The organism is Bradyrhizobium sp. IC3123 (genome assembly GCF_020193625.1).
GTDB lineage: Bacteria > Pseudomonadota > Alphaproteobacteria > Rhizobiales > Xanthobacteraceae > Bradyrhizobium > Bradyrhizobium yuanmingense.
In genome coordinates, this window is sequence record NZ_JADYVF010000006.1 from 412827 (window position 1) to 432697 (window position 19871).

Here is a 19871-nt window from a genome sequence, read left to right on the forward strand (position 1 = left end):
TTTCCATGAGGCTCCCATGTGAGTGGCTCAGGTTTTCTCCTGAGATTTCCCACCATTTGAAGCGAGCATCACATGTCCTTCTACGACGCCGTCGTCCCCGCCTATTTGCAGATGCTGAACAGCGTGACCGGGCTGCTCACCAAAGCTGAGGCGCATTGCGCGGCCAGGAAGATCGATCCCAGCGTCCTGCTCGGCTCGCGCCTCTTCCCGGACATGCTGCCGCTGTCGCGGCAGATCCAGCTGGTCAGCGACTATCCGACCAGAGGCTGTGCGCGGCTGACGCATAGCGAGGTCCCCTCGACGCCCGACACCGAAACCAGCTTTGCGGAGTTGAAGCAGCGGCTGGCGAAAACGATCGACTATGTCAAATCCTTCAAGCCCGAGCAGTTTGAGGGCGCCGACGCCAAGGACGTCACCTTTCCGATCGGCCCCGGCAAGACCATCACCATGACGGGACAGCAATTCCTGAGCTCGTTCTCGCTGCCGAACCTCTATTTCCACGCCGCGATCGCCCACGGCATCTTGCGTCACAACGGCGTCGAGATCGGCAAGCGCGATTTCCTCGGCGCGAACTGATTTGTGAAATCGCACGACCGCGACAGTGGGATTTCGCTGTCGCAGCCGACATTGCACACGAATTATGCTACGCGCGCCCTGCCGCGTAGCTCGCCTGCACTTTGCGTATGGCTCATCCCTTGCGCCCGATGTCGCGATGCACAATTGTTCGAGACCTCTCACCGCCTGGAAGCATTCCCATGAGCCGTTCGACCAAATTGTTTGAGACCTACAAGCTCGGCCCGATCACGCTGGCCAACCGCCTGGTCATGGCGCCGCTGACGCGCAACCGTGCCGTACCCGGCACCTTCGTGCCCGGTCCGCTCGCCGCCGAATATTACGCCCAGCGTGCATCCGCGGGCCTGCTGATCACCGAGGCGAGCCAGGTCTCGCAACAAGGTCAGGGCTATCAGGACACGCCCGGCATCTATAGCAAGGAGCAGGTCGCCGGCTGGCGCAAGGTCACCGACAAGGTGCATGAACGCGGCGGCAAGATCTTCATCCAGCTCTGGCATGTCGGCCGCATCTCGCATGTCGATCTGCAGGCGAATGGCGCAGCCCCGGTGGCACCGAGCGCGATCCGAGCCAAGGGCAAGACCTTCGTCAACGGCGGCTTCGCCGACGTCTCCGAGCCGCGCGCGCTCGAGCTCTCCGAGATTCCCGGGATCATCGACGACTTCAAGCGCGCCACGAAGAACGCGCTGGAAGCCGGCTTCGACGGCGTCGAAATCCACGGCGCCAACGGCTATCTGCTCGAGCAGTTCGCCAAGGACGGCGCCAACAAGCGCACTGATGCCTATGGCGGCTCGATCGAGAACCGCGCGAAGCTGATGCTGGAGGTCTCCAAGGCCGTCGTCGCCGAGGCCGGCGCCGGGCGCACCGGCATCCGCATCTCGCCGGTGACGCCGGCCAACGACGTCTCGGATTCCAACCCGCAGGCCCTGTACGATCACATCGTCGACGGCCTCAGCGCGTTGAAGCTGGTCTATCTCCACGTGGTCGAAGGCGCCACCGGCGGGCCGCGCGACATCGCGCCGTTCGACTATGCATCGTTGCGCAACCGCTTCTCGGGCGCCTACGTCGCCAACAACGGCTACGATTTCGAGTTGGCCAGCAAGGTGCTGGAGGCGAACGCCGCCGACCTCATCGCCTTCGGCAAGCCGTTCATCTCCAATCCCGACCTCGTCGAGCGGCTGAAGCAGGGAGCGGCGCTGAACGATTGGGACAAGAACACGTTCTACGGCGGTGGTGCGAAGGGCTACACGGATTACCCGACGCTGGCGGCCGAGCCGGCGGAGTAGGTTCTTCTCCACACATGACGCTGTCATGCCCCGCGAAGGCGGGGCATCCAGTACGCCGCGGCTTCTCGGTTCAACCACGACCGTCTCTGGAATACTGGATTGCCCGCCCCTGTGCGCAATTGGGCACTAGGCGGGCAATGACATCGAGGGTGTGAAAAACCCTCGCACCACAACGACAAAAGAAAAAGGCCGGGATCGCTCCCGGCCTTTCGTGTTTGATATCGCTCTAAGCGCCGCTTACTTCACTTCCGCGCGCTTGGGCGGAGTGGCGGGCCACGACTTGATCAGGGTGTCGTAGTCCACCGTCTCGCCCTTCGGCTTCTCGTTGGCGAGCTTGCGCTGTGGCGCGATGGTGCCGTCCTTCTGGGCCTTGGCGAACCAGTACTCGGCCGACTCCTTCTTGTGCAGCTTCGGACCGCAGGCGCCCTGCACGCCGGACTTCTCCAGACGCTCCAGCACGGAGTCCTGGGCCGCCGCGAGAGCATCCATCGCCTGCTGCGGCGTCTTCGCACCGGACGACGCATCGCCGATGTTCTGCCACCACAGCTGCGCGAGCTTCGGATAGTCGGGCACGTTGTTGCCGGTCGGGGTCCACTGCACGCGCGCGGGCGAGCGGTAGAACTCGATCAGGCCGCCGAGCTTCGGCGCACGCTCGGTGAACGACTTGTCCCAGATGTCGGATTCACGGATGAAGGTGAGACCGACATGGCTCTTCTTCAGGCTCACCGACTTGGAGACGATGAACTGGAGATAGAGCCAGGCTGCCTTGCGGCGATCCGGCGGAGTCGACTTCAGCAGCGTGGCGGAGCCAGCGTCCTGGTAGCCGAGCTTCATGCCTTCCTTCCAATAGGAGCCGTGCGGCGACGGAGCCATACGCCACTTCGGCGTACCGTCCGCATTCACCACCGGCAGACCCGGCTTCACCATGTCGGCAGTGAAGGCGGTGTACCAGAACATCTGCTGGGCGATGTTGCCCTGCGACGGCACGGGGCCGGACTCGGAGAAGGTCATGCCCTGCGCCTGCGGCGGGGCGTACTTCTTCATCCAGTCGAGATACTTCGTGATCGAGTAGACTGCGGCCGGACCATTGGTGTCGCCGCCACGCTCCACCGAAGAGCCGACCGGGCGGCAGCCCTCCATTCGGATGCCCCATTCGTCGACCGGCAGACCGTTCGGAATGCCCTTGTCACCATTGCCGGCCATCGACAGCCAGGCGTCGGTGAAGCGCCATCCGAGCGAGGGGTCCTTCTTGCCATAGTCCATATGGCCGTAGACCTTGACGCCGTTGATCTCCTTGATGTCATTGGTGAAGAACTCGGCGATGTCTTCATAAGCCGACCAGTTCACGGGCACGCCGAGCTCGTAGCCATACTTGGCCTTGAACTTGGCCTTGTAGTCGGCATTGGTGAACCAGTCGTAGCGGAACCAGTAGAGGTTCGCGAACTGCTGGTCGGGCAGCTGGTAGAGCTTGCCGTCCGGCCCGGTGCCGAACGACTTGCCGATGAAGTCGTTGACGTCGAGCATGGGGTTGGTGACGTCCTTGCCCTCGCCGGTCATGTAGTCCGACAGCGCAATGGTCTGGCCGTAGCGGAAATGCGTGCCGATCAGGTCGGAGTCGTTGATCCAGCCGTCATAGACGTTCTTGCCCGACTGCATCTGGGTCTGGAGCTTCTCGACGACGTCACCTTCCTGGATGAGATCGTGCTTGAGCTTGATGCCGGTCAGCTCGGAGAATGCCTTGGCGAGCGTCTGCGCCTCGTATTCATGAGTCGTGATCGTCTCGGAGACGACGTTGATCTCCATGCCCTTGAACGGCTCGGCGGCCTTGGCGAACCACTCCAGCTCCTTCTTCTGGTCCTCCTTCGACAACGTCGAAGGCGTGAATTCCGCGATCCATTTCTGGATCACGGCCTCGTCGGCGGCGCGAACCGGCGCCGAGACGGCGAACGACACCGCGATGATCGCAGCGGCGCTGGACATGGTCAGAAAACTATTCTTGGTCAATGGACCTTTCCTTCTCCTAAACTGTCGCATGTTGTTCCTCCGTTGCAGCGACAAACTTTTATACAGGCCCGGGTTGGTCCCGGATCTGGCCGTCCCTTCGCAAGCTTCAGACCGTGCGGAAAATGAGCGCGGCCGTGACCAGCGAAATTCCTGATGCGAGCCACAGGCTCGAGATTTCAAACCCCTCCTCGCCGATAGGCAGCGTGGCAATCGCGTCGGTGCCAACGAGGCCGATCCACGCGAGGTGGATGACGGCGGCCGCAATCAGCGAGATGAACAGGCGGTCGCCGCGCGTCGTCGGGATGCGCAGCACGCCGACACGCTCGGCCTCGGGATAGACCGCGGCGAGCCAGGTCATCACGAGAAGCGTGCAGGCGAGCGCGGCGAAGAAGATCGCGGTCGGCAGCGTCCAGGCCATCCATGCGATGGATTCCATTGATGCCTCCTCAGACGCGGCCGAGCGCGAAACCGCGCGCGATGTAGTTGCGGACGAACCAGATCACCAGCGCGCCCGGAATAATGGTGAGCACCCCGGCGGCGGCGAGCAGGCCCCAATCCATGCCGGCCGCCGACACCGTACGCGTCATGATCGCTGCGATCGGCTTGGCATGCACCGACGTCAGCGTGCGCGCGAGCAAGAGCTCGACCCAGGAGAACATGAAGCAGAAGAAGGCGGCGACGCCGATGCCGCTCGCGATCAGCGGCACCAGGATCTTGATGAAGAAGCGCGGGAAGGAATAGCCGTCGAGGAACGCGGTCTCGTCGATCTCGCGCGGCACGCCGGAGACGAAGCCTTCGAGGATCCACACCGCGAGCGGCACGTTGAAGATGCAGTGCGCGAGCGCGACGGCCCAGGGGGTGTCGAACAGGCCGATCGCCGAATAGAGATTGAAGAACGGCAGCGCATAGACCGCCGCCGGCGCCATGCGGTTCGACAACAGCCAGAAGAATAAATGCTTGTCACCGAGGAAACGGTAGCGCGAGAAGGCGTAAGCCGCCGGCAGCGCCACGGCGATCGAGATGATGGTGTTGAGGACGACGTATTCGAGCGAATTGATGTAGCCCGAATACCAGCTCTCGTCGGTGAAGATGCGCTTGTAGTGCTGCAGCGTCGGAGTGTGCGGCCACAGCGTCATCGTCGAGACGATCTCGCTGTTGGTCTTGAAGCTCATGTTGACGAGCCAGTAGATCGGCAGCAGCAGGAAGATCAGGAACAGCCCCATGATGAGGCGACGGCCGGGGATCGAATGCATCAGGCCACTCCTTCCCTTGGCTCGAGTGCGGGCACGGGCTTGAGCGCGGCCGCGGGCTTGGGCTCCGCCGCCGGCTCGCTTGAAGCCTGGACTTTGCGTTCGACACCGGCATTGGTCATGACGGTGTAGAAGATCCAGCAGACGATCAGGATGATGAGGTTGTAGACCAGCGACAGCGCCGCGGCCTTGCCGAGGTCGAACTGGCCGAGCGCAATCTTGACCAGCTCGATCGACACGAAGGTGGTGGAATTGCCGGGCCCGCCACCGGTGACGACGAACGGCTCGGTGTAGATCATGAAGCTGTCCATGAAGCGCAGCAGCACCGCGATCAAGAGCACGCGGTTCATCTTCGGCAGCTGGATCGCCTTGAACACGGCCCAGCGCGAGGCGCCGTCGATCTGCGCGGCCTGGTAATAGGCTTCGGGAATCGACTTCAGGCCGGCATAGCACAGCAGCGCGACGAGGCTGGTCCAGTGCCAGACGTCCATCACGATGACCGTGAACCAGGCATCGATGTCGTTGGAGACGTAATTGTAATCGAAGCCCATGGCATTGAGGACGTAGCCGAGCAGGCCGATGTCGGGACGCCCGAAGATCTGCCAGATGGTGCCGACCACGTTCCAGGGGATCAGCAGCGGCAGCGCGAGAATGACGAGGCAGGCCGCGACGGTCCAGCCCTCGCGCGGCATCGACAACGCGACGACGATGCCGAGCGGCACCTCGATGGCCAGGATGACGAGCGAGAAGAACAGGTTGCGGCCGAGCGAGGCGAGGAAGCGGCCGCCGAGGTCGGTGGAGGGATCGAGCAGCTCCTTGAACCAGCCCACGCCGTTCCAGAAGAACTGGTTGTTGCCGAAGGTGTCCTGCATCGAATAGTTCACCACCGTCATCAGCGGCAGCACCGCCGAGAAGGCGACGACCAGGAACACCGGCAGCACCAGGAACCAGGCTTTTTGGTTGACGGTCTTGTCCATCAGGCGGCTCCCTCCACCAGAAGGCTGTCGGCATAGACGTGGACGTGCGACGGATCGAATTTCAGCCCGGCGGTACCGTCCGCGCTGGTGAAGCCGCCAGGAGCGCGCGCCGCGAGCTTGGCGTCGACGACGCGCACGCGCGCGAAGCGGATGCGGCCGAGATCGTCGATGCGCTCGATCCTGGCGGTGAGCAGGCCAGGTGCGGGCGCGACCACCTCGACGAATTCGGGACGGACGCCGATCTCGATCTTCGCCCCTGCAGGCAGGTTGTCGTAGCTGCGGTTCAGCGCGATGACGTGGCCGTCGATCCTGGCCTCGCGCCCCCTCACCTCGGCCGGCAGGATGTTCATGCCGGGCGAACCGATGAAATAGCCGACGAACGTATGCGCCGGCTTGTCGAACAGCTCGGCCGGCGTGCCGCTCTGCACGACGCGACCGTCATGCATGACCACGACGGTGTCGGCGAAGGTCAGCGCCTCGGTCTGGTCATGGGTGACATAGATCATCGTGAGGTCGAGCTCGCGATGCAGCGCCTTCAGCTTGGAGCGGAGCTGCCATTTCAGCTCGGGATCGATCACCGTCAGCGGCTCGTCGAACAGCACGGCGGCAACGTCGTTGCGCACGAGACCGCGGCCGAGCGAGATCTTCTGCTTGGCGTCGGCGGTCAGGCGCGTGGCCTTGCGGTTCAGATAGGGCTCGAGATCGAGCAGGCGACCGATCTCGGCGACGCGCCTGTCAATGTCGGCCTTCGGCACGCCGCGATTCTTCAGCGGAAACGCCAGGTTCTCCCCCACCGTCATGGTGTCGTAGATCACCGGAAACTGGAACACCTGCGCGATGTTGCGCTTCTGGGTTGACAGCGGTGTGATGTCCTTGCCGTCGAACAGGATCTTCCCCCGCGACGGCGTGATGATGCCGGAGATGACGTTCAGCAGCGTGGTCTTGCCGCAGCCGGAGGGGCCGAGCAGCGCATAGGCGCCGCCCTGCCGCCAGGTCATGGTGACAGGCTTGAGCGCAAAGCTCTCCTGCGGCGCATCGTTGCCGCCGTAGGAATGGGCGAGATCGACGAGGTCAATGCGGGCCATGGCGCATCTCCCTCCTAAGAGCCCGGTGCCGCGACCAGACGGTCGGCAGCATCGAAGACGAAGACATCATTGGGATCGAGCACGGCATCGAGCATCTGGCCCGGCTCGAACTCGTGCACGCCGTGCAGCACCGCCACCCAATTCGATCCGTCGCGGGTCAGATGCACGAAGCTCTCCGAACCCGTGATCTCGGTCACCGTGACAGTGGCGTGGAAGGCGTGACGGTCGGCCTCGCCATTGGCAAGCCCGAGCTGATGGGCACGAAAGCCGACGCGATAGAAGCCGTCGGGCAGACCGGCATAAAGCCCGGACGCGGGCGCTGCACTCCCGCCCGCATATTGGACCATGCCGTTCCCCTTCTCGAGGCCCACGAGATTCAGCGGCGGATCCGAAAACACCTGCGCAACGCGCAAGGTCTGCGGCCGGCGATAGACATTGGTGGTCTCACCCATCTGCAGCGCCTGGCCCTCCCACATGCACACCGTGTTGCCGCCGAGCAGCAGCGCCTCGGTCGGCTCGGTTGTGGCATAGACGAAGATCGCGCCGGAGGCCTCGAAGATGCGCGGCAGCTCCGCCCGCAGCTCCTCGCGCAGCTTGTAGTCGAGATTGGCGAGCGGCTCGTCGAGCAGCACGAGGTCGGCGCCCTTGACCAGCGCGCGTGCGATCGCGGTGCGCTGCTGCTGGCCGCCGGAGAGCTGGAGCGGCGTGCGCTTCAGGAACGGCTCGAGCCGCAGCAGCTTTGCGGCCTCGGCGACGCGCGCCTCGATCTCGTCGCGCGGCTTGCCCTGCACGCGCAGGGGCGAGGCGATGTTCTCGTAGACCGTGAGCGAGGGGTAGTTGATGAACTGCTGGTACACCATCGCGACCGAGCGCTGGCGCACGTCGGCGCCGGTGACGTCCTTGCCGTTGACGAACACCTTGCCCGTGGTCGGCTTGTCGAGGCCGGCGAGCAACCGCATGATCGAGGTCTTGCCTGACAGCGTCGGCCCGAGCAGCACGTTGAGCGTACCGCTCTCGAGCGTCAGCGAGACGTCACGGATGTGCGGCACGCCTTCCACGGTCCGGGTCACGTGATCGAGTGTCACGGTCATGAGCGTCCTCCCGTTTCCAGCAGGGGACTTTGCTCCACGGCATGGCTCCTGATCCAGTCGTCGAGGGTCGCGATCTCGTCGGCAGATAGTCGCAGGCCGAGCTTGGAACGGCGCCAGACCACGTCGTCGGCGGTGACGGCCCATTCGTTGGCCATGAGATAGCGGACCTCGCGCTCGGTTAGCGTGGCGCCAAAGGCCTGGCCGAGATCCGCAGCCGATTTTGCATCGCCGAGCAGCTTGATGGCACGGGTGCCATAGGCGCGCGCCAGGCGCCGCGCATGCTCATGGCTGAGGAAGGGATAGCCGCGCTGCAGCTCGGCGATCAGGCCGTCGATGTCGGATACGTTCATGTCACCGCCCGGCAGCGGCCATTTGCCGGTCCAGCCTTCGCGCGCTTTCGCACTGCGCAAGTAAGGCGCAAGGCGCTCCAAGGCCTCTTCGGCGAGCCTGCGATAGGTCGTGATCTTGCCGCCATAGATCGACAGCAGCGGCACGCCGCCGGGCGTGTCGAGCTCGAACACGTAGTCGCGCGTCGCGGCCTTGGCCTCGCTGGCGCCGTCGTCATAGAGCGGACGCACGCCGGAATAGGTCCAGACCACGTCGGTGGGCGCGACGGGCTTGGCCAGATATTCGCTGGCCGCCTTGCAGAGATACTCGATCTCTTCAGTCGTCGCCTTCACCTTGGCGGGATCGCCGTCATAGTCGCGGTCGGTGGTGCCGATCAGCGTGAAGTCGTCCTGGTACGGGATCACGAATATGATGCGGCCATCGGCATTCTGGAACATGTAGGCGCGGTCGTGGTCGTAGAGCTTCTTCACGACGATGTGCGAGCCCTGCACCAGGCGCACCTTGGCTTTCGCATTCACGCCGGCGCCGCGGCCGAGCACGTCCTCGACCCAGGGCCCGCCGGCATTGATCAGCGCCTTGGCCTGGATCTGCGAGCGCGCGCCGGTCAGCGTATCGACCATGCTGACGGTCCAGACGCCGTCCGACTGGCGAATCTCGGTGGCGCGGGTTCGGGTGCGGATCTCGGCGCCCTTGTCGGCGGCATCGCGCGCATTGAGCACGACGAGGCGGGCGTCGTCGACGAAACAGTCCGAATATTCGAAGGCGCGGCTGTAGCGGTTCGGGATCAGCGGCTTGCCGACCTCATCGCGCTTGAGATCGACCGAGCGGGTCGCCGGCAACAGGTGACGGCCGCCGATGTGATCATAGAGGAAGAGGCCGAGGCGCAGCAGCCAGGCCGGGCGCAGGCCGGCGTGATGCGGCAGAACGAATCGCAGGGGCCGGATGATGTGGGGCGCTATGCCCCAGAGGATCTCGCGCTCGATCAGGGCCTCGCGGACCAGCCGAAACTCGTAATATTCGAGATAGCGCAGGCCGCCATGCACGAGCTTGGTCGACCACGACGATGTCCCGCTCGCCAGATCGTTCATTTCGCACAGGAAAACGGTATTGCCGCGGCCCACCGCGTCGCGCGCGATGCCGCAGCCGTTAACACCGCCTCCGATGATGGCGAGATCGAAAATACGCTCCAACAGACGCATCCCCCGGCGACCGCCCGTTCCATCGAGCGGCTACTTTCGCTTTTGATTAGATCATACCGAAAAACGAAAGCAAGATGAAAGAGAGGCGAAAGGAAGCGAAAGCGGAAGTTTCTTGGTGAGCAAGAGGAGTTCATGTTGGGCAGCGCCACGGCGATTTGGGAGGCACCAGCACCTTGATTGGTCAGCGTCGAGCGACTATAGTCATACTAGTCAAAATGGTTTATCCCTATGGTCAATCGTAACGTTGAACCCGACCCGCTTCCAACGAATGACAGCTGGACGTTGGCCAATGCCAAGGCGCGACTGTCCGAGGTGATCGATCGCGCCCAGGCTGGCCCGCAGGTCATCACCCGTCACGGCAAGCCGAATGCCGTCATCGTTTCCGTCGAGGAATGGGCGCGCAAGACAGCGCGCAAGGGCACCCTGGCCGAATTCCTGCTGGCCTCGCCATTACGCGGCGTTGACCTTGAACTCGACCGGCTGCACGACACGCCACGCGACGAAGTGCCATGAACCTTTTGCTGGATACCAACGTGCTTTCGGAAGTTCAGCGGCCCGCGCCTTCGCCAAAAGTTGTGGCATGGCTGGATAGGATCGATGAGGACCGTGCGTTCATCAGCGTCGCCTCGATCGCCGAGCTTCGCCGTGGCATCGCATTGCTTGAGGATGGTCGCCGACGCACCGCGCTGGCCGTCTGGCTTGCCCACGATTTGCCTGCGCGGTTTGCCGAGCGCGTCCTGCCGATCGACCAAACAGTGGCCGAGCGTTCGGGTGACCTCATGGCGCAGAGCCGCAAGAGCGGCGTCGCATTGTCCGTCATGGACGGCTTCTTTGCGGCGACTGCGCTGGTCAACGATCTCACACTCGTCACACGCAACGTGAAGGATTTTGCGGCCTTCGGCGTTCCGCTGCTCAACCCCTGGGACGACGCTTAGCCTCTATCTCAGCCGCACCACTGGTGCGGCTTCCGGTGCGGCATCCTGCACCTCGGCCGACGCATCGTCGACCTCCGCGCCCTTCGGCATCGCCTCGACCACCTCGATGCCCTTGCTGTGGCAGATGGTGGCGAGGCGCTCGGGCAGCTCCTGGTCGGTGACGAAGGTCTGGATCTGGGTGATGTGGGCGATGCGCACCGGCGCGCTGCGGCGAAGTTTTGTGGAATCGGCGACCAGCATGACGCTGCGGGCATTGGCGATGATGGCCTGCGCCACCTGCACCTCGCGGTAGTCGAAGTCGAGCAGCGCGCCCTCCTCGTCGATCGCCGAGGCGCCGATGATGGCATAGTCGACCTTGAACTGTCCGATCAGCTGCGTCGCGGTCGAGCCGACCACGGCGCCATCGGCGCGCCGCACCGTGCCGCCGGCGACCACCACCTCGATGCGCGGATGGCGGTAGAGCAGCATGGCGACATTGAGGTTGTTGGTGATGACGAGCAGATCCTCATGCGAGGTCAGCGCGCTCGCCACCTCCTCCGTCGTGGTGCCGATGTTGATGAAGAGCGAGCAGCCGTTCGGGATCAGCGAGGCGGCGGCAGCGCCAATCGCCTTCTTCTCGTCGGCGGCGACGAAGCGGCGCGCCTCATAGGCGAGGTTTTCCACGCCCGAGGCGATGATGGCGCCGCCATGGATGCGGGTCAGCGAACGCCGCTCACAGAGATCGTTGAGATCCTTGCGGATGGTCTGCGCCGACACCTCGAAGCGGCGCGCCAGCTCCTCGACCATGACGCGGCCGGAGGCGCGCGCGATGTTGAGGATTTCGGCTTGGCGATGGGTCAATCCGGTCACGGCAAAGGCCTCAAATCAGAATGATGCATGGTGCGGCGGTTCGCGCCTGCGGTCAATGCGGACGCCGATCACGGTTGACGGATGAAGGTCCTCACCATGCCATTTCTTACCACCCCATGGCACTTGCAAGACGTGCGAGCAGCGTCGGGTCGTCGAACGCGCTGGCGGAGGCGACCGCGCCTGCTCCAACCAGGTCAGCATGGCTGAGGCTGGTGCGGATGCCGACAGTCGGAATGCCGGCGGCCGTTGCGGACTGCACGCCGGTGCGGGAGTCCTCGAATGCGATCGAGGCTCGCGGGCTCGCGCCGACGAAACGCAGCCCCTCCTGATAGGGCAGCGGATGCGGCTTGCCGTGCGGCAGCTCGGCGCCGATCACCAGCGCCTTGAAACGATGCGTGATGCCGAGTCCTGAGAGCAGCAGCTCGGCGTTGAGACGCGGCGCGTTGGTCACGGCGACCATGGGGATGCCGGCGCCATCGGCGCGGTCGAGTAGCGCCATCAGGCCCGGCAGCGGCGCGATCTGCCCGGCCACCAGCGTGCGGAAGACCTCCTCCTTCTCTTCGAGGATGAGGGCGCGCCGCTCCGGCGCCTCGTGGGGCAGAAAGCGATCGCCGATGGCGACATTGGCGAAGCCCTGCAGCTCGAGGGAGAAACGTGCGTGATCGAAGACGTGTCCGTGCGGGCCGAGCACCTGGTTGAAAGCCTTCAAGTGCAACGGATCGGTGTCGGCGAGCGTGCCGTCGATGTCGAACAACAGCGCCCGGCCCATTCCATCGTGTTTGGTCTCGATCATTTCCGTACTTTCCCAAATGCGCGGCGCATCGATGCGGAAGGCGTATCAATACGGCCTCGATCGCGCAATGACGCATCCACATGAGGCAGGTGACACTCGACAAAGTCGCGTGCGACTGCAACACTGATTGCAAGATCAAAAAGGAGGAAACGATGACGATCAACCGACGGGATCTGGCTCTCTCGACGCTCGCCGTGTCCGCGCTTGCGTTCGCCACGCCGGCGCTCGCCGCTTCGGCAGATGAGGACGCCGTGGCGAAGAGGGTCGAGGCCTTCCGCCTCGCCCAGATCGCGGCCGATCCCAAGGCGCTCGGCGCGCTCTGCGCGGAGGAACTGAGCTACAGCCATTCCAGCGGCAAGGTCGAAGACAAGGCGGCGTTCATCGCCAACGCCACCGACGGCAAATCGAAGTTTCTGTCCATCGAATACAAGGATCCCACCATCAAGGTCGTCGGCCCCGCAGCGATCGTGCGTTTCCACTGGCTGGGCGAGCAGGAGATGGCGGCCGATGGGAAAAAAGTATCGACCAACCTTCACATCCTGATGAACTGGCAGAAGCAAGGCGACGAGTGGAAGCTGTTGTCGCGGGCGGCGACGAAGTTGTGATCACGTCTTTCCCCTCTCCCCTTGCGGGAGAGGGTGGCTTCGCAAAGCGAAGTCGGGTGAGGGGTATCTATCCGCGGATCTAACTCTCTATTGAATTCGCGGAGCCAACCCCTTATCCGGCGCTTCGCGCCACCTTCTCCCGCATCCGCCTTCGCCAAGGCTTCGGCGGACATGAGGGGAGAAGGAAGAAGGCAGCAACATCAAGGGCGGCAAAAAATTCCGACCACGCCTCGCGGGCCGGAATGACAGTTACGCCGCCTCCTTCACCTCGCCATTCACCAGCCTGCGCGCGGCGCGCTCGGCTTCGCGGGCGTTGCGGAATAGCTGGCCTTCGAGACGGTTGAAGCGGTGCGATGAGGCGAAGAAGCAGTAGCCTCCAGAAGAACGAACGACGATACCTGCGGTCTGCGAATCGACTTCGATGATGTAGCTGTCCGGCATAGTCCGTGGCTTCCTCAGTGCGGGCAAACAACGGCGCTCCCGCCCAAAGGTTCCCAAGGGCATTGCGGCGTTTCCACCCCGAATCGACACGCAATTGAGTACGCCGGGACCTCATCCGTTTTATGACTGGTTCTTGACTGGTTCTTGGCGAAGCCGCGACGATGTGACTTGCTCGTGCCGCGTTCTGCGGCGCTGCAAGGCCTCGCAATATGGGACAGTGCGTCGCGCGCGATTACGTCGCGATCGGCGGATCGTTTCGCTGGATCGCCTGGGGACGGCCGTGGTCGTCGATCGAGACGTAGGTGAAATGACCGTCGGTGACGAGGAACGGATGCAACTCCTTGCGCCGCAATGCCCAGGCCTCGAGATGCACGGTCAGCGAGGTGCGCCCGACGCGCACGAGATTGGCGTAGACCGAGACGAGATCGCCGACATAGACCGCTTTGCGAAAATTCATCGCCTCGATCGCGACCGTCACGGTGCGCGACCGCGCGACCTTCGAGGCGAACACGCCGCCGCCGACGTCCATCTGGCTGAGCAGCCAGCCGCCGAAGATGTCACCATTGGCGTTGGTGTCGGCCGGCATCGCCAGCGTGCGGATGCAGAGATCCCCGCTCGGTCCGGCCGCTTGTTCGCTCATATGGCTCTCACTTGAAATTGTCCCAGCCCGGATCGGGCGCGAAGCGCGCGCCGAATCGTTCCGCCAGCGCGCGCAGAGTGGATACGATGTTCTCCACGCCGCGCGTGCGCGCGTAATTCAGCGGGCCACCGCGGAAGGGTGCATAACCGGTGCCGAAGATCATGGCGCCATCGACCGCGTCGGCATCGTCGACAATGCCCTCGCGAAGCGCCGCGACGCAGACATTGGACATCGGCAACACCAGGCGGTCGATCATCTGGTCGGTGACCCGCGGTCCGGTCTCCGGCAACGCTGCTTTCTCCGCCTTGCCGTCCTTCCAGGTGTAAAAGCCCTTGCCGGTCTTGCGGCCGAGCTCGCCCTTGGCGACCTTCTCGCGCAGCCAGGCCGGCGTCGGCGGCAGGAGATCGCCGAACTTGGTGCGCAGCATGTCGCCGACGTCGAGGCAGATGTCGAGCCCGACCTGATCGGCCAGCTCGATCGGACCCATCGGCATGCCGAACTGCACGGCCGCTTCATCGATCAGGCGCTGGTCGATCTTCTCGTCCAGCATCACCATCGCTTCCAGCATGTAAGGCGTCAGCGCGCGGTTGACGAGGAAGCCGGGCGAGCTCTTCACAGGCAATGGCAGGCGGTCGATCGCTCCGACAAAGGCGAGCGCCTCTTTCAGCACGTGTGCATCGTTGCCGTCATGGCTGACAACCTCGACCAATTGCAGCCGCGACACCGGGTTGAAGAAATGCAGGCCGACCAGCCGCTCCGGCCGCGCCAGCGTGGTGCGCAGATCCTGCAGCGGGATGCTGGACGTGTTCGTCGCAAGGATGGCTCCGGGCTTCATCCGCGGCTCGAGTCCGGCATAGACCTTCTGTTTCAGCTCCAACTTCTCCGGCACCGCCTCGATGATGAGATCGGCGTTGCGGACGCCCTCGCCGTCCATGTCGGGAATGAGGCGGTCGAGCGCGTCGCGCTCGTCGGTGGGCTTGCGGATGATCTTGCCGTAGAGGTCGGCCGCGCGTTTGACCGCGCCTGCGATCGGCTCCGGCTTCATGTCGGCGAGCGACACGCGAACGCCCTGCCCCGCACACCAGGCCGCGATGTCGCCGCCCATCGCGCCGGCGCCGATGACGTGAACATGCTTCACCGTGCTGCCGGCGCCTGCCGCCTTCTTCATCTGCTCCCGCAGGAAGAAGACCCGGATCAGATTCTGCGCGGTCGGCGTCACCATCAGCTTGGCGAACGAGGCCTGTTCCGCCTTCAGCATCGCGGATTTGCTGCCGCCATGCGCTTCCCAGAGATCGATCAGCGCATAGGGCGCCGGATAATGCTCGCGCGATGCGGCCTTCGCGGCCTCCGCTCGCATGCGCTTGGCCAGCAGGCCGCGCACCGGCCCGAGATTGGCGGCACGCATCAGCAGACCAGGCTTGGCCCGCTTCAGACGGCCGAACAGCGCATCCTTCACCGCGCCCTGGACATGCCGCTCCTGCGTCACGGTGTCGACGAGGCCGAGCGATCTGGCTCGGCGCGCATCGATGGTGCGCCCGGTCAGCATCAGCGCCATCGACTGCGTCGGATTGACGAGCGCAGTGAAACGCGCGGTGCCGCCAAGGCCGGGATGCAGGCCGAGCATCACCTCCGGGAAGCCGAAACGCGCCCCATCGATGGCGATGCGCGCCTGGCAGGCCAGCGCCACCTCGAGCCCGCCGCCGAGGCAGAAACCGTGGATGACCGCGACCGTCGGCAGCCTCAAGGCTTCCAGATGGTCGACCACCGCATGCGCGGCGCGGATGCGCGTCTCCACCATGCCGGGATCGTTGGCACCACGGAATTCATTGACGTCGGCGCCGGCAATGAAGCCGGACGGCTTTGCCGAGCGGATGACGAGACCGGCGGGGCGCTCGGTCTCGATCGCCGCGAGCACGGCGTCGAACTCCTCCATCACGTCGGAGGACAGGGTGTTGGCGCTGGCATCAGCGCGGTCGAACAGCAGCCAGGCGACGCCGTCTTCATCTCGCGTCAGCTTGAAGTGCTTGTAGGGACCATCCGGCGCAGGGCGCGACCCGAGCTCCAGCACGCGGTCGGCGAGCACGGTCATGATCTTGGAATCCATGGTCATACCGCCTCGATCAGCATGGCGCCGCCGATCCCGCCGCCGATGCATTCGGTGGCAATTCCGCGCCGCGTGCCGAGCCGCTTCATCGCGTTGACGAGATGCAGCACGATGCGGTTGCCGGAGGTGCCGACGGGGTGGCCCAGCGAAATCGCACCGCCGTCGACGTTCAGCCGCTCGCGGTCGATCTCGCCGGCCGCGCCGTCGAGCCGCAATATTTCGCGGCAGAACTTGTCGTCGTTCCAGGCGGCGAGACAGCCGAGCACCTGCGTTGCGAAGGCCTCGTTCAGCTCCCAGGTCTCGACGTCCTTGAGGGTGAGGTCGTTGCGCTTCAGCAGCGGCGTCACCGACATCACCGGACCGAGCCCCATGATGCTGGGGTCGAGCGCGGCCCAATGGCTGTCGACGATCGCAGCTTTCGGCGTCAGCTTGTGCTTTGCAACGGCAGCGTCAGAGGCGAGGATCACCCAGGAGGCACCGTCGGTGATCTGCGAGGAATTGCCGGCGGTGACCTGGCCCCAGGGCCGCTCGAACACCGGCCGGAGCTTTGCAAGCGTCTCGGCCGTCGAGTCCGGGCGCACGCCATCGTCGTGGTCGAAGAACTTGCCGTCGCGGGAAAACGCGGTCTCGACCTCGCCTTTCAGATAACCCTCGCTTTGCGCATGCGCGAGCCGGCGATGGCTCTCGGCCGCATAGGCATCCGACTGCGCGCGCGTGATGCCGAAGAGATGGCCGACGACCTCGGCTGTCTGGCCCATGTTCAGCTCGGTGACGGGATCGGTCAGGCCGCGCTCGAGGCCGATGATCGGCTTGAGATCGCGCGGCCTCAGCTTGAACGCCGAGGCGAGCTTCGCGGCCATGCCCTTTGCGGTGGCAAGGCCGGCGAACCAGCGCACGCCGGAATTCGGCCAGACCAGCGGCGCGTGGCTGAGCGCCTCGGTGCCGCCGGCCAAAACCATGTCGGCATGGCCTTCGCGGATATAGCGGTAGGCGGTGTCGATCGACTGCATGCCCGAGCCGCAATTGATCTGCACGGTGAAGGCGACCATGTCCTCGCCCATGCCGAGCCGGAGCGCGGCGACGCGGGCCGGGTTCATCTCGTCCGCGATCACGTTGACGCAGCCGAGGATGACCTGGTCGAAGCTATCGGGCGAGAACGGCTGGCGCGCCAGCAGCGGTCGGCCGCATTGCACGGCGAGATCGACCGGCGTGAACGGCCCTGGCCCCGAACGCGCCTTCAGGAACGGCGTCCGGCTGCCGTCGACGATGAATACCGGTCGTGCCATCAGCTCGCCGCCCTCTGCTCACCGAGTTCCTGGAAGAACTGATGCACATTGACGGTTTTCTTGTAAATCGGCGACAGCGCCTCCGGCGCAAAATCGTCGACCTCTATCACTTTTGTGACGGCTTCGCGGGCAGCGGCGAGTTGCTCGCCCTCGGCTTGCGTGATTACGCCCTTCGTCACCGCCTCCTTCCAGTCGCGGATATGCGCAGCACGCATGCGCCTGGCGATCGCATCCGTCGCCGCGACCAGCTTGAACGCGCGCTCCAGCCGGGCAAAGCCGCCGTCGTCGTCGACATGGGCCAGATCCGGCGTGAGGCGCGCGCGTGCCGCCGACGGCTCCAGCACGATGGCAGCGCATTGGTGCACGATGCGGTCGGACGGGCCGAGCACGCGGGCGCCGAACGGCTGCACCACGAGCCTGAGGAAGCCGGCGACGAAGCGGTTCGGCAGATTGGCCAGGATTTCGGCGAGCCGGTTCTCGATGGTTTTGAACCCGGTCGCCATGCACCATTCCAGCGCGGCAAAATCCTCCTTCTGCCGCCCCTCGTCCTGCCAGCGCTTCAGCGCGGCCGAGAGCAGATAGAGCTCGGACAGGATGTCGCCGAAGCGGGCCGACAGCATTTCCTTGCGCTTGAGCGCGCCGCCGAGCGTCAGCAGCGCCATGTCGGCGCAGAGCGCAAAGGCCGCCGAGTAGCGCGAGAGCTGGCGATAGAAGGGCGTGGCATCGCCCGCATCGGGCACTGGGGCGAATGCGCCAAAGGTCCAGCTGCGACCCATGGCGCGGAAGAGTGTCCTGAAGCTGTGGCCGACATGCTTCCAGAACGCCTTGTCGAACGCGCCGAGGCCGCGCTCGCGATCGCTATCGGCGAGCGCGTTCATCTCGTCGAGCAGGTAAGGATGGGCGCGGATGGCTCCTTGTCCGAACACGATGAGATTGCGGGTCAGGATGTTGGCGCCTTCGACGGTGATGCCGACCGGCACGGCGCGGTGGAGATTGCCGAGATAGTTTTGCGGACCGTCGATCACGGCCTTGCCGCCATGGATGTCCATGGCGTCGTCGACCGCGGTGCGCATCCGCTCAGTCGCGTGCAGCTTCATGATGCCGGAGATGACGGCGGGATGGATGCCGGCGTTCAGTGCCGCGCAGGTGAGCCGGCGCGCGGCGTCGAGCTGGTAGGCGGTCGCGACGATGCGGGCGAGCGGCTCCTCGACGCCTTCGAACTTGGAGATCGAGATGCCGAACTGCTCGCGGATGCGCGCATAGGCGCCGGTGGTGCGCGCGGCATAGGCGGCCCCGGCGGCCGACAGCGACGGCAGCGAGATGCCGCGGCCGGCGGCGAGCGCCGTCATCAGCATCTTCCAGCCCTGCCCCAGCCGCTCCTTGCCGCCGATGACGTAGTCGAGCGGGATGAAGACGTCCCGGCCCCAATTCGGGCCGTTCTGAAAGACCTGCATCGAGGGCAGATGACGCTGCCCGATCTCGACGCCGGGCAGGTTCGTCGGGATCAGCGCCACGGTGATGCCGAGCTCTTCCTGGCTCCCCACGAGATGATCGGGATCATAGGCCTTGAAGGCGAGACCGAGCAGCGTCGCGACCGGACCGAGCGTGATGTAGCGCTTGTGCCAGTTGAGGCGGAGGCCGACGACCTCGCGACCCTCGAATTCGCCCTTGCAGATGATGCCGGTGTCGACCATCGAGGCGGCGTCGGAGCCGGCTTCCGGGCTGGTGAGGCCGAAGCAGGGAATCTCGCGACCGTCGGCGAGGCGCGGCAGCCAGCGCTGCTGCTGCTCAATGGTGCCGAAGCGCATCAGGAGCTCGCCGGGGCCGAGCGAGTTCGGCACCATCACGGTGACCGCGGCCGCGATCGAGCGGGTCGAGATCTTGCGCACCACTTCCGAATGCGCGTAGGGCGAGAAGCCGAGGCCGCCGTACTCCTTCGGAATGATCATGCCGAAGAATTTCTCGCGCTTGACGAAGTGCCAGACGTCCGGCGGCAGGTCGCGCGATTCCCAAAAGATCTTCCACTCATCGAGCATGGCGCAGAGCTCGTCGACGGGGCCATTGAGGAAGGCCCGCTCCTCGTCCGTCAGCGTCGCCTGCGGGACCTTCAGCAGCTTCGACCAGTCGGGGTTGCCGGTGAAGAGATCGGCATCCCACCAGACGTCCCCCGCCTCCAGCGCCTCGCGCTCGGTGTCGGACATCGCCGGCAGCACGCCGCGCGCCCATGAGAAGATCGGCTTTGTGATGGTGTCGCGGCGGAAGCTCATGGCTGACCTCATGCATCGGCGCGGTTTTCGGGCATTTTAGCGGAAAGTGGCTGGCGGAGGCGAGCATCTCGCCTGCAACATTGACGCGGCCGGGCGGCCGCCCGAGCCATAACGGCGGGGGCGGGGGTGCAGTTCCGGGAG

19 protein-coding genes are annotated in these 19871 nt (G+C 64.7%); 5 read left to right on the forward strand and 14 right to left on the reverse strand.

Annotated elements, in window-relative coordinates; translation table 11 throughout:
• Positions 1-72: 72 nt before the first annotated feature.
• Together I6F20_RS22520 and I6F20_RS22525 are read left to right on the forward strand one after the other, a co-directional pair.
• Positions 73-576 (forward strand): DUF1993 domain-containing protein, encoded by a 504-nt coding sequence (locus I6F20_RS22520; protein WP_036013837.1) that lies wholly within the window; start codon positions 73-75, stop codon positions 574-576.
• Positions 577-755: 179 nt separating this feature from the next.
• Positions 756-1856 (forward strand): alkene reductase, encoded by a 1101-nt coding sequence (locus I6F20_RS22525; RefSeq protein ID WP_225127865.1) that lies wholly within the window; start codon positions 756-758, stop codon positions 1854-1856.
• A gap of 237 nt (positions 1857-2093) precedes the next feature.
• On the opposite strand, the gene I6F20_RS22530 is transcribed toward I6F20_RS22525, so the two are convergent.
• The 7 genes from I6F20_RS22530 to glpD form a co-directional block, all read right to left on the reverse strand.
• On the reverse strand, positions 2094-3836 hold the full coding sequence (locus I6F20_RS22530; RefSeq protein WP_036013842.1) for an ABC transporter substrate-binding protein: 1743 nt from the start codon (positions 3834-3836) through the stop codon (positions 2094-2096).
• A gap of 130 nt (positions 3837-3966) precedes the next feature.
• Positions 3967-4296, reverse strand: a complete 330-nt coding sequence (locus I6F20_RS22535) for a DUF2160 domain-containing protein (protein ID WP_036013844.1) — start codon at positions 4294-4296, stop codon at positions 3967-3969.
• 10 nt (positions 4297-4306) lie between these two features.
• Positions 4307-5113: a carbohydrate ABC transporter permease gene (locus I6F20_RS22540; protein ID WP_036013847.1), complete on the reverse strand. Its 807-nt coding sequence runs from the start codon at positions 5111-5113 to the stop codon at positions 4307-4309.
• Positions 5113-6087, reverse strand: a complete 975-nt coding sequence (locus I6F20_RS22545) for a carbohydrate ABC transporter permease (RefSeq protein ID WP_036013849.1) — start codon at positions 6085-6087, stop codon at positions 5113-5115. Before I6F20_RS22545 ends, I6F20_RS22540 begins: the two co-directional genes overlap by 1 nt.
• Positions 6087-7172: an ABC transporter ATP-binding protein gene (locus tag I6F20_RS22550; RefSeq protein ID WP_036013850.1), complete on the reverse strand. Its 1086-nt coding sequence runs from the start codon at positions 7170-7172 to the stop codon at positions 6087-6089. Before I6F20_RS22550 ends, I6F20_RS22545 begins: the two co-directional genes overlap by 1 nt.
• 14 nt (positions 7173-7186) lie before the next feature.
• Positions 7187-8263 carry an ABC transporter ATP-binding protein gene (locus I6F20_RS22555; protein WP_057026248.1) on the reverse strand — a complete coding sequence of 359 codons (1077 nt, stop codon included), beginning with the start codon at positions 8261-8263 and terminating at the stop codon, positions 7187-7189.
• Complete coding sequence (gene glpD, locus I6F20_RS22560) at positions 8260-9810, reverse strand: glycerol-3-phosphate dehydrogenase (RefSeq protein ID WP_225127866.1); 1551 nt, start codon at positions 9808-9810, stop codon at positions 8260-8262. Before glpD ends, I6F20_RS22555 begins: the two co-directional genes overlap by 4 nt.
• Positions 9811-10038: 228 nt before the next feature.
• Here glpD and I6F20_RS22565 point away from each other — a divergent pair, with 228 nt between their 5' ends.
• Both I6F20_RS22565 and I6F20_RS22570 read left to right on the forward strand, forming a co-directional pair.
• Entirely contained in the window at positions 10039-10323 is a 285-nt protein-coding gene (locus I6F20_RS22565) for a type II toxin-antitoxin system Phd/YefM family antitoxin (RefSeq protein WP_225127867.1), read from the forward strand.
• Positions 10320-10745, forward strand: a complete 426-nt coding sequence (locus I6F20_RS22570; protein ID WP_225127868.1) for a type II toxin-antitoxin system VapC family toxin — start codon at positions 10320-10322, stop codon at positions 10743-10745. Before I6F20_RS22565 ends, I6F20_RS22570 begins: the two co-directional genes overlap by 4 nt.
• Before the next feature lie 3 nt (positions 10746-10748).
• On the opposite strand, the gene I6F20_RS22575 is transcribed toward I6F20_RS22570, so the two are convergent.
• Positions 10749-11594: a DeoR/GlpR family DNA-binding transcription regulator gene (locus tag I6F20_RS22575; RefSeq protein WP_036013860.1), complete on the reverse strand. Its 846-nt coding sequence runs from the start codon at positions 11592-11594 to the stop codon at positions 10749-10751.
• Positions 11595-11700: 106 nt separating this feature from the next.
• The gene (locus tag I6F20_RS22580; RefSeq protein ID WP_057026243.1) at positions 11701-12387 is read right to left on the reverse strand and encodes an HAD family hydrolase; all 687 of its coding nucleotides are present in this window, start codon (positions 12385-12387) and stop codon (positions 11701-11703) included.
• A 152-nt stretch (positions 12388-12539) separates the two neighbouring features.
• Here I6F20_RS22580 and I6F20_RS22585 point away from each other — a divergent pair, with 152 nt between their 5' ends.
• Positions 12540-12992, forward strand: coding sequence for a nuclear transport factor 2 family protein (locus I6F20_RS22585; protein WP_036013866.1), 453 nt, complete (start codon positions 12540-12542; stop codon positions 12990-12992).
• Positions 12993-13241: 249 nt separating this feature from the next.
• On the opposite strand, the gene I6F20_RS22590 is transcribed toward I6F20_RS22585, so the two are convergent.
• The 5 genes from I6F20_RS22590 to I6F20_RS22610 all read right to left on the reverse strand — a co-directional run bounded on the left by I6F20_RS22590 (position 13242) and on the right by I6F20_RS22610 (position 19730).
• Complete coding sequence (locus I6F20_RS22590) at positions 13242-13433, reverse strand: hypothetical protein (RefSeq protein WP_128924065.1); 192 nt, start codon at positions 13431-13433, stop codon at positions 13242-13244.
• Between the two features lie 232 nt (positions 13434-13665).
• Positions 13666-14073 (reverse strand): acyl-CoA thioesterase, encoded by a 408-nt coding sequence (locus I6F20_RS22595; protein WP_036013863.1) that lies wholly within the window; start codon positions 14071-14073, stop codon positions 13666-13668.
• A gap of 7 nt (positions 14074-14080) precedes the next feature.
• Positions 14081-16177 carry a 3-hydroxyacyl-CoA dehydrogenase NAD-binding domain-containing protein gene (locus I6F20_RS22600; protein ID WP_225127869.1) on the reverse strand — a complete coding sequence of 699 codons (2097 nt, stop codon included), beginning with the start codon at positions 16175-16177 and terminating at the stop codon, positions 14081-14083.
• Positions 16178-16179: 2 nt separating this feature from the next.
• Positions 16180-17463 (reverse strand): acetyl-CoA C-acetyltransferase, encoded by a 1284-nt coding sequence (locus tag I6F20_RS22605; protein WP_225127870.1) that lies wholly within the window; start codon positions 17461-17463, stop codon positions 16180-16182.
• Complete coding sequence (locus I6F20_RS22610; RefSeq protein ID WP_225127871.1) at positions 17463-19730, reverse strand: acyl-CoA dehydrogenase; 2268 nt, start codon at positions 19728-19730, stop codon at positions 17463-17465. Before I6F20_RS22610 ends, I6F20_RS22605 begins: the two co-directional genes overlap by 1 nt.
• Positions 19731-19871 lie beyond the last annotated feature (141 nt).

Coding starts and splice junctions, on each gene's coding strand:
- I6F20_RS22525 (WP_225127865.1), top strand. CDS start 756: ATGAGCCGTTCGACCAAATTGTTTGAGACCTACAAGCTCGGCCCGATC.
- I6F20_RS22540 (WP_036013847.1), bottom strand. CDS start 5,113: ATGCATTCGATCCCCGGCCGTCGCCTCATCATGGGGCTGTTCCTGATC.
- I6F20_RS22610 (WP_225127871.1), bottom strand. CDS start 19,730: ATGAGCTTCCGCCGCGACACCATCACAAAGCCGATCTTCTCATGGGCG.
- I6F20_RS22520 (WP_036013837.1), top strand. CDS start 73: ATGTCCTTCTACGACGCCGTCGTCCCCGCCTATTTGCAGATGCTGAAC.
- I6F20_RS22570 (WP_225127868.1), top strand. CDS start 10,320: ATGAACCTTTTGCTGGATACCAACGTGCTTTCGGAAGTTCAGCGGCCC.
- I6F20_RS22595 (WP_036013863.1), bottom strand. CDS start 14,073: ATGAGCGAACAAGCGGCCGGACCGAGCGGGGATCTCTGCATCCGCACG.
- I6F20_RS22585 (WP_036013866.1), top strand. CDS start 12,540: ATGACGATCAACCGACGGGATCTGGCTCTCTCGACGCTCGCCGTGTCC.
- I6F20_RS22555 (WP_057026248.1), bottom strand. CDS start 8,263: ATGACCGTGACACTCGATCACGTGACCCGGACCGTGGAAGGCGTGCCG.
- I6F20_RS22580 (WP_057026243.1), bottom strand. CDS start 12,387: ATGATCGAGACCAAACACGATGGAATGGGCCGGGCGCTGTTGTTCGAC.
- I6F20_RS22605 (WP_225127870.1), bottom strand. CDS start 17,463: ATGGCACGACCGGTATTCATCGTCGACGGCAGCCGGACGCCGTTCCTG.
- I6F20_RS22530 (WP_036013842.1), bottom strand. CDS start 3,836: ATGTCCAGCGCCGCTGCGATCATCGCGGTGTCGTTCGCCGTCTCGGCG.
- I6F20_RS22590 (WP_128924065.1), bottom strand. CDS start 13,433: ATGCCGGACAGCTACATCATCGAAGTCGATTCGCAGACCGCAGGTATC.
- I6F20_RS22550 (WP_036013850.1), bottom strand. CDS start 7,172: ATGGCCCGCATTGACCTCGTCGATCTCGCCCATTCCTACGGCGGCAAC.
- I6F20_RS22565 (WP_225127867.1), top strand. CDS start 10,039: ATGGTCAATCGTAACGTTGAACCCGACCCGCTTCCAACGAATGACAGC.
- I6F20_RS22545 (WP_036013849.1), bottom strand. CDS start 6,087: ATGGACAAGACCGTCAACCAAAAAGCCTGGTTCCTGGTGCTGCCGGTG.
- I6F20_RS22600 (WP_225127869.1), bottom strand. CDS start 16,177: ATGGATTCCAAGATCATGACCGTGCTCGCCGACCGCGTGCTGGAGCTC.
- glpD (WP_225127866.1), bottom strand. CDS start 9,810: ATGCGTCTGTTGGAGCGTATTTTCGATCTCGCCATCATCGGAGGCGGT.
- I6F20_RS22535 (WP_036013844.1), bottom strand. CDS start 4,296: ATGGAATCCATCGCATGGATGGCCTGGACGCTGCCGACCGCGATCTTC.